The 8,034-nt window shown below is 65.6% G+C and carries 8 protein-coding genes; 4 read left to right on the top strand and 4 right to left on the bottom strand.

Going from position 1 to position 8,034, the window contains the following annotated elements:
* Positions 1–42: 42 nt before the first annotated feature.
* Positions 43–1,899: a ribonuclease Y gene (rny, locus tag Rhe02_RS44875; RefSeq protein WP_203914667.1), complete on the top strand. Its 1,857-nt coding sequence runs from the start codon at positions 43–45 to the stop codon at positions 1,897–1,899.
* Here the strand turns inward: rny and Rhe02_RS44880 are convergent.
* The 4 genes from Rhe02_RS44880 to Rhe02_RS44895 form a co-directional block, all read right to left on the bottom strand.
* Positions 1,896–2,894: an amino acid ABC transporter permease gene (locus Rhe02_RS44880; RefSeq protein ID WP_203914668.1), complete on the bottom strand. Its 999-nt coding sequence runs from the start codon at positions 2,892–2,894 to the stop codon at positions 1,896–1,898. The two genes, rny and Rhe02_RS44880, sit on opposite strands and share 4 nt — an antisense overlap.
* Positions 2,891–3,601: an amino acid ABC transporter permease gene (locus Rhe02_RS44885; protein WP_203914669.1), complete on the bottom strand. Its 711-nt coding sequence runs from the start codon at positions 3,599–3,601 to the stop codon at positions 2,891–2,893. The genes Rhe02_RS44880 and Rhe02_RS44885 overlap by 4 nt, the downstream gene beginning before the upstream one ends.
* A 35-nt stretch (positions 3,602–3,636) precedes the next feature.
* A complete protein-coding gene (locus Rhe02_RS44890; protein WP_203914670.1) occupies positions 3,637–4,503 on the bottom strand; it encodes a glutamate ABC transporter substrate-binding protein in 867 nt (288 codons plus the stop codon).
* Between the two features lie 67 nt (positions 4,504–4,570).
* Positions 4,571–5,311 carry an amino acid ABC transporter ATP-binding protein gene (locus tag Rhe02_RS44895; protein WP_203914671.1) on the bottom strand — a complete coding sequence of 247 codons (741 nt, stop codon included), beginning with the start codon at positions 5,309–5,311 and terminating at the stop codon, positions 4,571–4,573.
* A 135-nt stretch (positions 5,312–5,446) separates the two neighbouring features.
* Between Rhe02_RS44895 and miaB the strand changes: the two genes are divergently transcribed.
* From miaB to def, 3 genes are all read left to right on the top strand, one after another.
* The gene (gene miaB, locus Rhe02_RS44900) at positions 5,447–6,937 is read left to right on the top strand and encodes a tRNA (N6-isopentenyl adenosine(37)-C2)-methylthiotransferase MiaB (RefSeq protein WP_203914672.1); all 1,491 of its coding nucleotides are present in this window, start codon (positions 5,447–5,449) and stop codon (positions 6,935–6,937) included.
* A gap of 94 nt (positions 6,938–7,031) precedes the next feature.
* Entirely contained in the window at positions 7,032–7,535 is a 504-nt protein-coding gene (locus Rhe02_RS44905; RefSeq protein WP_203914673.1) for a glycine cleavage system transcriptional repressor, read from the top strand.
* Complete coding sequence (gene def, locus Rhe02_RS44910) at positions 7,502–8,026, top strand: peptide deformylase (protein ID WP_203914677.1); 525 nt, start codon at positions 7,502–7,504, stop codon at positions 8,024–8,026. The genes Rhe02_RS44905 and def overlap by 34 nt, the downstream gene beginning before the upstream one ends.
* The last annotated feature ends 8 nt before the right edge of the window (positions 8,027–8,034 follow it).

Below are 8,034 nucleotides of genomic sequence, written 5' to 3' on the forward strand. Positions count from 1 at the left end.
GGAATCAGGGGCCCTCGCTGGGCTGTGTCCGGCGGGCATGCCATGAACCCGTTCGAAAGCGTCATGCTCGTCGCCATCATCCTGCTGGGACTGATGGTGGCGACAATGATGCTGGTCGGCCTGCGGTTGCTGCGGCGTCTCAACGGCCCGACCGGGCCCACCGGGGCGCCCTTGAGCGTCATTGTTGATGATCCCGAGGTGGCGGCCGAGCGGGAGCGTCAGCGCCAAACCTTGGTCGAGCTGCAGTCGTCGGTCTCCCAGGCGCAGAGCGCGTTAGAACACGAACGCCGTCAGGTGGCCCAGGCCCAGGCCGAAGCGGTCGCGGTGCGTGCGGAGAGTGCCGCGGCCAAAGCGGAGGTGGCCACGGCGCGCTCAGAGGCACAGCGGGTGCTCGACAACGCCCACTCCGAAGCCGACTCGGTGCTGCAGCGCGCCCACCGAACCGCGGAGGAAGATGCTGAGCAGCTGCGCTCCACCGCCAAGCGCACGGGCGAACGCGAGATCGCGATGCTCACCGCGACCGCCAAAGAGCAGGCGGCCGAAGCGGAGCGCAGGCTGCAGCGGCTGGACGAGCGGGAACGGCTGCACTCCGACGAGGCGGAAAGGCTCGCCGAACGCGAAAGGCTCAACGCGGAAGAGGCCGAGCGGCTGGCCGAACGCGACCGCAGGATCACCGCATCCGACGCCGAGCTGGCCAAGGCCGAGATGGCGCTGCAGATCCGCAAGCTCGAGCTGGAAGAGGCCCACGAGCAGCGGCGTCGCGAGCTGGAAAGGGTCGCCGGGTTGACCGCCGAGCAGGCCAAGGCGGAGCTGGTCGAGACGATCGAGATGCAGGCCAAACGCGAAGCGGCGTTGCTGGTACGCGACATCGAGGCCGACGCCCGGATCAACGGTGAACAGCGAGCGCGCCACATCGTGGTCGACGCGATCCAGCGGGTGGCCAGCGAGCAGACCGCGGAAAGCGTGGTCAGCGTGCTGCACCTGCCCAGTGACGAGATGAAGGGCCGCATCATCGGGCGCGAAGGCCGCAACATCCGCGCCTTCGAGACCGTGACCGGGGTCAACCTGATCATCGATGACACGCCCGAGGCGGTGCTGCTGTCCTGTTTCGATCCGGTCCGGCGTGAGATCGGCCGGCTGACGCTGGAGAAGCTCGTCCTTGATGGACGGATCCATCCACACCGGATAGAGGAAGTGCACGAGCTGGCGCGCCTCGAAGTCGAGCGGATGTGCCTGCGGGCCGCCGAGGACGCGCTGGTGGAGGTGGGCATCACCGACATCCACGACGAGCTGGTGAGCCTGCTCGGCCGGCTGCGCTACCGCACCTCGTACGGGCAGAACGTGCTCAAGCACCTCGTCGAGACCGCGCACGTAGCGGGGATCATGGCCTCGGAGCTCAAGCTCGACCCAGCGTTGATCAAACGGTCGGCCTTCCTGCACGACATCGGCAAGGCGCTGACCCACGAGGTCGAGGGCTCACACGCGATCATCGGAGCCGACCTGGCCCGCCGCTACGGCGAGAGCGAAGAGGTGGTGCACGCGATCGAGGCCCACCACAACGAGGTACAGCCGCAGACCATCGAGGCGGTCCTCACCCAGGCCTCCGACGCCTGCTCCGGCGGCCGTCCGGGCGCCCGGCGCGAGTCGCTCGAGGCCTACGTCAAGCGGCTTGAGCGCATCGAGGAGATCGCCGGCTCGAAGGCGGGTGTGGAGAAGGTCTTCGCCATGCAGGCCGGACGGGAAGTCCGGGTCATGGTGCGGCCTGAGGACGTCGACGAGATCGGGGCGGCGGTGCTCGCCCGCGATGTGGCCAAGCAGATCGAGGAGGAGCTGACCTATCCGGGTCAGATCCGTGTCACCGTGGTGCGCGAGTCACGCGCCACTGAGATCGCCCGCTAGCGCGGCGCGCGGGCCTGAGCCGGAATGTCGGCTTCCTTGATCGGCTCACCGGACGCCTCGATGCTCAGCTCCAGCGCGGAAACCGCGGCGGCCGGCGCGACGGCGACCAGGCCGCTGCGCCGTGTCCGGCGCTGGAAGTATTCGGCCAGCTTGGACAGCGCGTAGCAGACCGCCATGTACATGATCCCGACGGTCAGGTACATGGGAAGCGAGTTGTTGAGGACCTCGACGATGCCGCGTCCCACCCGCAGCGCCTCCTCGTAACCGACGATAAGACCGCCGAGCGAGGTGTCCTTGAAGATCACGACCGCCTGGCTGATCAGCGCCGGCAGCATGATGCGGAAGGCTTGAGGCAGCTGGACCAGGCGGATGCTCTGCCCGGCGGACAGCCCCACGGCCGAGGCGGCTTCGCGTTGCCCGGTGGGCAGACCGGCCATGCCCGAGCGCAGGATCTCTCCGATCACGACGCCGTTGTACAGGGTCAGGCCGACGATCACCGTCCACAGCGGGTCCCACTGGAGGTAGTTGTCAGCGATCTTGCCGACCAGGAACAGGGTCACCACCACGGGCAGCCCGCGGAAGAACTCCACCCATACCCGGCTGATGCCGCTCGCGCCCATCGAGCCGTAGTAGCTGGCGGCGGAGAGCAGGCGGGGCCGGTCGTCGTATCGGCGCCCCTTGTTGGCGCGCAGCTGGGCCCGGAGCATGGCTAACCCCGTACCCACGATAAAAGAAGCGAGAAGGGCGAGGATGGCGGCCTTGAAGGTGGCTGTCCATCCATCGCGCATGCGGTCCCACAACGGCGAGAAATATTCGTTGCCCGGATCGATGATGGGGCCCCACAGCTGCATGCTCAGCTGCCCGTGGTCCTGCAAGGGGCGGAAGACGAAGAAGTAGAGGCCCACGATGATCAAAACGCCGGCCAGGAGGCTGGCGATCAGCGTGTTGCGCCGGGTGCGGGGTCCGGGAGCGTCGTAGAGAACGTTGTTGCTCATCGGATCGTGGCCGCCCGCCTGCGCTCAACCGCATCGAGAAAAAGTCCTAAGGGGATGGTCAGCAAGAGATATCCCCCTGAGAGCCCAAGGAAAACCGGAAGCAGCGGGAGCCCTTCCTGGGACACCAGCACATCGGAGGTGTACATCAGGTCGCCGGCGACTCCGAAGGAGCCGGCGATGGCGGAATTCTTGATCATGGCGATGATCACGCTGCCGATCGGCACCACCGCGAACTTCCACGCTTGCGGCAGCACCACGTTGCGCAGGTTCTGGGTGAAGGTCAGCCCCAGCGATCGGGCGGCCTCGGCCTGTCCGGTGGGGACGGCGTTGATGCCCGCGCGCAGCGCCTCGCAGACGAAGGCGGAGGTGTACAGCACGATCGCGATCAGCGCGAAGCGGAAGAACGCGTTGTTGCCCAGCTGCGGGATCAAGAAGTTGAGGCCGGGGACGTTGAGGAAGCTCGCCTCGTTGACGCCCAGCGGCGGCAACCCGAAAGCGGAAAGGAACATCACCACGGTCAGCGGCATGTTGCGAAAGACGGTGACATAACCGGTGCCCAGCGCCCTTAGCGGAGGCAGCGGCGAGACACGGAACGCCGCGATGAGCCCGCCCAAAAGGAGCGAGCCCACCGCGGCGAGAAGGCAAAGCCGAATGGTGCCCAGAAGCCCGTTCGCAAACAGATCAAAGTTGTCGATCAGAATGGACATTCTGTGCAGACCCTCCAGCGAAGCTTGTTACGAAATCAGTAGCGGTTGACCTTTATCTCTTTCGGCATCGGGGCAATGGCACCAACGGTCTTGTCCCAGGCGGCCTTGTAGCGGCCGTCCGCGAACGCCTTCTCGATGATGTCGTTGATCCAGTCGCGGAAGACCTTGTCGTCCTTCTTCACGCCGATGCCGTACGGCTCCTTCGTGAACGGCTTGCCGAGCACCTTGAACTTGTCCGGCTCCTTGGACACGTAACCCATGAGGATGACGTTGTCCGTGGTGACCGCGGCGACCTGCTTGTTCTTCAGGGCGTCCAGGCACTTGGTGTAGACGTCGAAGAGCACGACCTGGCCGGGGGCCGTGGCGTACTCAGCGATCTTCTTGGCCGGGGTGGAGCCGGTGACCGAGCAGACCTTCTTGGTGGCGTCGGTCTTGAAGATCTCCGGGCCGGTGATCGTCGTGTCGTCCTTGGCCACCAGGATGTCCTGGCCGGCCTCGTAGTACGGACCCGCGAAGCTGATCTTTTCCTTGCGGGCGTCGTTGATCGTGTAGGTCGCGACGATCATGTCGACGCGGCCGGAGGAGATGAAGTCCTCGCGGACCTTGGAGACCGTCTCCTCGTAGTGAACCTTGTCGTCCTTGATGCCGAGCTCAGCCGCGATGATCTTTACGATCTCGACGTCGAAGCCTTCCGGAGCCTTCGCCAGGCCCTTGAGCCCGAACAGCGGCTGGTCCCACTTGGTGCCGACGTTGAACTTGCCGGCCTTGGCAATACGGTCCATTGTGGTGCCGGCCGCGAACTTGCTCGTCGGGGCCGCTGGCTCATCCTTCTTGGCACAAGAAGCCGTACCGAACGCGACCACTGCGACAGCAGCGATCGCGGTCATGCGCTTGAAACGCACAATTCCTCCCTGATCCCTTTTTTAAGCAGCCTGCTTATTGGCGGCTGTTTTCGCGGTTGAAAAGAGTTCAGTGCTGCAACACCTTCGACAAAAAGTCTCGGGCACGCTCACTGCGCGGGTTGTCGAAGAACTCCGCAGGCGGGGCCTGCTCCACAAGCTCGCCGTCCGCCATGAAAACGACACGCTTCGCGGCATGCCGAGCGAACCCCATCTCATGCGTGACGACGATCATCGTCATGCCTTCGACGGCGAGTGAGGTCATGACGTCGAGCACCTCGCCGACCATTTCCGGGTCGAGCGCGCTGGTCGGCTCGTCGAAGAGCATGGCTTTGGGTTGCATGGCCAGCGCGCGGGCGATTGCGGCCCGCTGCTGCTGTCCACCGGAAAGCTGGCCCGGGTGTTTGTCGGCCTGGTTGCCGATGCCCACCCTGTCCAGAAGCTTCATCGCGCGTTCCTTCGCCACCGCCTTCGACTCCCGCCGCACCTTGATCGGCCCGAGTGTGACGTTTTCGAGGATGGTCAGGTGGGAGAAGAGATTGAACGATTGGAAGACCATGCCGACCTCGCTGCGCAGCCGCGCGAGCTGCTTACCCTCTTCCGGCAGGGGTTTCCCATCGAAAATGATCGTGCCAGAGTTGATCGTCTCGAGGCGGTTGATCGCCCGGCAGAGCGTCGACTTCCCCGAGCCGGAGGGGCCGATCACCACGACCACTTCGCCCCGGTCAACGGTGAGATTCACGTCGCGAAGCACGTGCAGCGAGCCGAACCACTTGTTGACAGCGTTCAACTCGATGAGTGGTTCCGGCATGCGTGATTCCTTCGCAAAAGGGGTGCTGATGCGTCGTCACTCTAGATTGGGTCCTATCGACTGGGGAACCCAGAAAGGTCACGGGCCGATAACCCTTTATGGTCGCTCTGTTGCCAGAGGTAGCCTTGCGTTGCCATGACGACTGAGAATTCCGCAGCCCCGCGCACCTATCAAGTGCGAACCTATGGCTGCCAGATGAACGTTCACGATTCCGAGCGGATAGCTGGGCTGCTTGATGCCGCCGGTTATGTGAAGGCGGCCGAAGCGGACACCGCGGACGTCGTGGTCTTCAATACCTGCGCGGTCCGGGAAAACGCTGATAACCGCCTATATGGCAACCTGGGGCATCTGCGCCCGGTCAAGGACAAGCATCCAGGCATGCAGATCGCGGTTGGCGGCTGCCTGGCCCAGAAAGATCAAGGCGACATCGTCAAGAAGGCGCCCTGGGTGGATGTGGTCTTCGGCACACACAACATCGGTTCGCTGCCGGTGCTGCTAGAGCGGGCGCGGCACAACGAAGAAGCCCAGGTCGAGCTGCTCGAGTCGCTGGAGATCTTCCCGTCGACCCTGCCGGCCCGGCGCGAGTCGACCTACGCCGGATGGGTGTCGATCTCAGTCGGCTGTAACAACACCTGCACCTTCTGCATCGTGCCCAGCCTGCGCGGCAAGGAGAAGGACCGCCGTCCCGGCGAGGTGCTCGCCGAGGTGGAGGCGCTGGTGGCCGAGGGTGTGCTCGAAGTCACCCTGCTCGGGCAGAACGTCAACACCTACGGGGTCGAGTTCGGCGATCGGCTGGCCTTCGGCAAGCTGCTCCGGGCATGTGGATCTTTGCGGGAGCGGGGGCTGGAAAGGGTCCGGTTCACCAGCCCGCATCCGGCGGCTTTCACCGACGACGTGATCGACGCGATGGCCGAGACCGAGAACGTGTGCCACTCGCTGCACATGCCGCTGCAGTCCGGATCGGACACGGTGCTCAAGGCCATGCGCCGCTCTTACCGCGCCGACCGCTACCTGTCGATCATCGACAATGTTCGCCGGGCGATGCCCGATGCGGCGATCACCACCGACATCATCGTCGGCTTCCCTGGCGAGACCGAAGAAGACTTTCAACAGACCCTTCATGTGGTAAGGGAAGCCCGCTTCGCCAGCGCGTTCACCTTCCAATACTCCAAGCGCCCGGGCACGCCCGCCGCGACGATGGAAGGCCAGCTCCCCAAGCAGGTGGTCCAGGAGCGCTACGAGCGACTGATGGCGCTCGTGGAGGAAGTCACCTGGGCGGAGAACAAGAAGCTCGTCGGTCAAGAGGTCGAGGTGCTGGTCGCGGTCGGCGAGGGCCGCAAGGACGGCGCGACGGGCCGCCTGTCCGGCCGCGCCCGCGATGGCCGCCTGGTGCACTTCGAAGGGGCGCAAGGGATCCGGCCGGGTGACATCGTCCACACCACGGTCACCTACGCCGCGCCGCACCACCTCAACGCCGACGGCCCGCTGTTGGCCCACCGCCTTACCCGGGCCGGCGACGCCCACGAAGCCGGTCAGGTCACCCGCACCAAAGGGGTCATGCTCGGCCTGCCCACGATCGGCCAGCCAGTCGCGCTCGCCGCGAGCAAAGACGCCTGCGCCTCCTAGCCCCTCACCCGGCGGGCGGCTCGCCTTGCGCAGTCGCCAAGGGAGGGGCCGAGGTCTAGGGTGTGGCCGGGTTCGCGGCTGCGACAATGTGGACATGGAGCTCGCTGTCACCGTCATCGGGCCGGATCGGCCCGGCATCGTCGCTGACGTCGCCGGGGCGCTTTCCGCGCTCGGTGCGAACCTGACCGACTCGACGATGACCCGGCTGCGCGGTCATTTCGCGATGACGCTCATCTGCACCACCTCGGCCGATGCCGCCCAGGTGGAGTCGGCATTGGACGGCCTGGACGATCTGATCGTCACCGTTCGCGAGGTCGGCCAGGACCGGCGCACGCCCGCCACCGAAGTGTCGTTCCTGCTCAGCGTCCACGGCGCGGATCGGCTGGGGATCGTCGCCGCGGTGACACGAGCGATCGCCGACGCCGGCGGGAACATCACCGACCTGTCGACCCGGCTAACCGGATCGCTCTATGTCCTGCTAGCCGAGGTGGATCTTCCGGTTGCCGCCATGGACCCGGTCAACGTGCGCCTGGCCGAGCTTGCGGCCGCGCTGGAGGTAGAGGTATCGCTGCGCCCGATCGAGGCGGACCTGCTGTGAAGGTGGTGCATGCCCCCGATCCGGTGCTCAGCCGGGTCTCGAAGAAAGTCGACCCGCTCGATCCCGGTGTGACGGAGCTGGCCGAGGCCATGGTGGCGATCATGCGCGCCGCACCCGGATGCGTCGGGCTGGCCGCGCCGCAGGTCGGGGTCAGCGCCCAGCTCTTCGTCGCGGACGTGACCGGCCACCCCAAGGCGGTCACCGTGCACGGCCTGATCGTGCTCGCCAACGCCGAGCTGGCCGAGGCCAGCCGATGGAAATCCGGACGGGAGGGGTGCCTGTCAGTACCCGACCTCACCGGAGACGTGAAGCGAGCCAGCCGCGTCGTCGTCATCGGCGATGTCCCCGGAACGGGTGAACGGCTGACCATCACCACCGACGCGTTCGAAGCACGGGCCTTGCAGCACGAGATCGACCACTGCAACGGGCTGCTTTTCCTCGACCGGGTCAGCAGCGCCCACGGCGTTTATCAGCGCCAGGTCTATCTGTAACTCTGGCG

Source organism: Rhizocola hellebori (assembly GCF_016862955.1).
GTDB classification, from domain to species: Bacteria; Actinomycetota; Actinomycetes; order Mycobacteriales; family Micromonosporaceae; genus Rhizocola; species Rhizocola hellebori.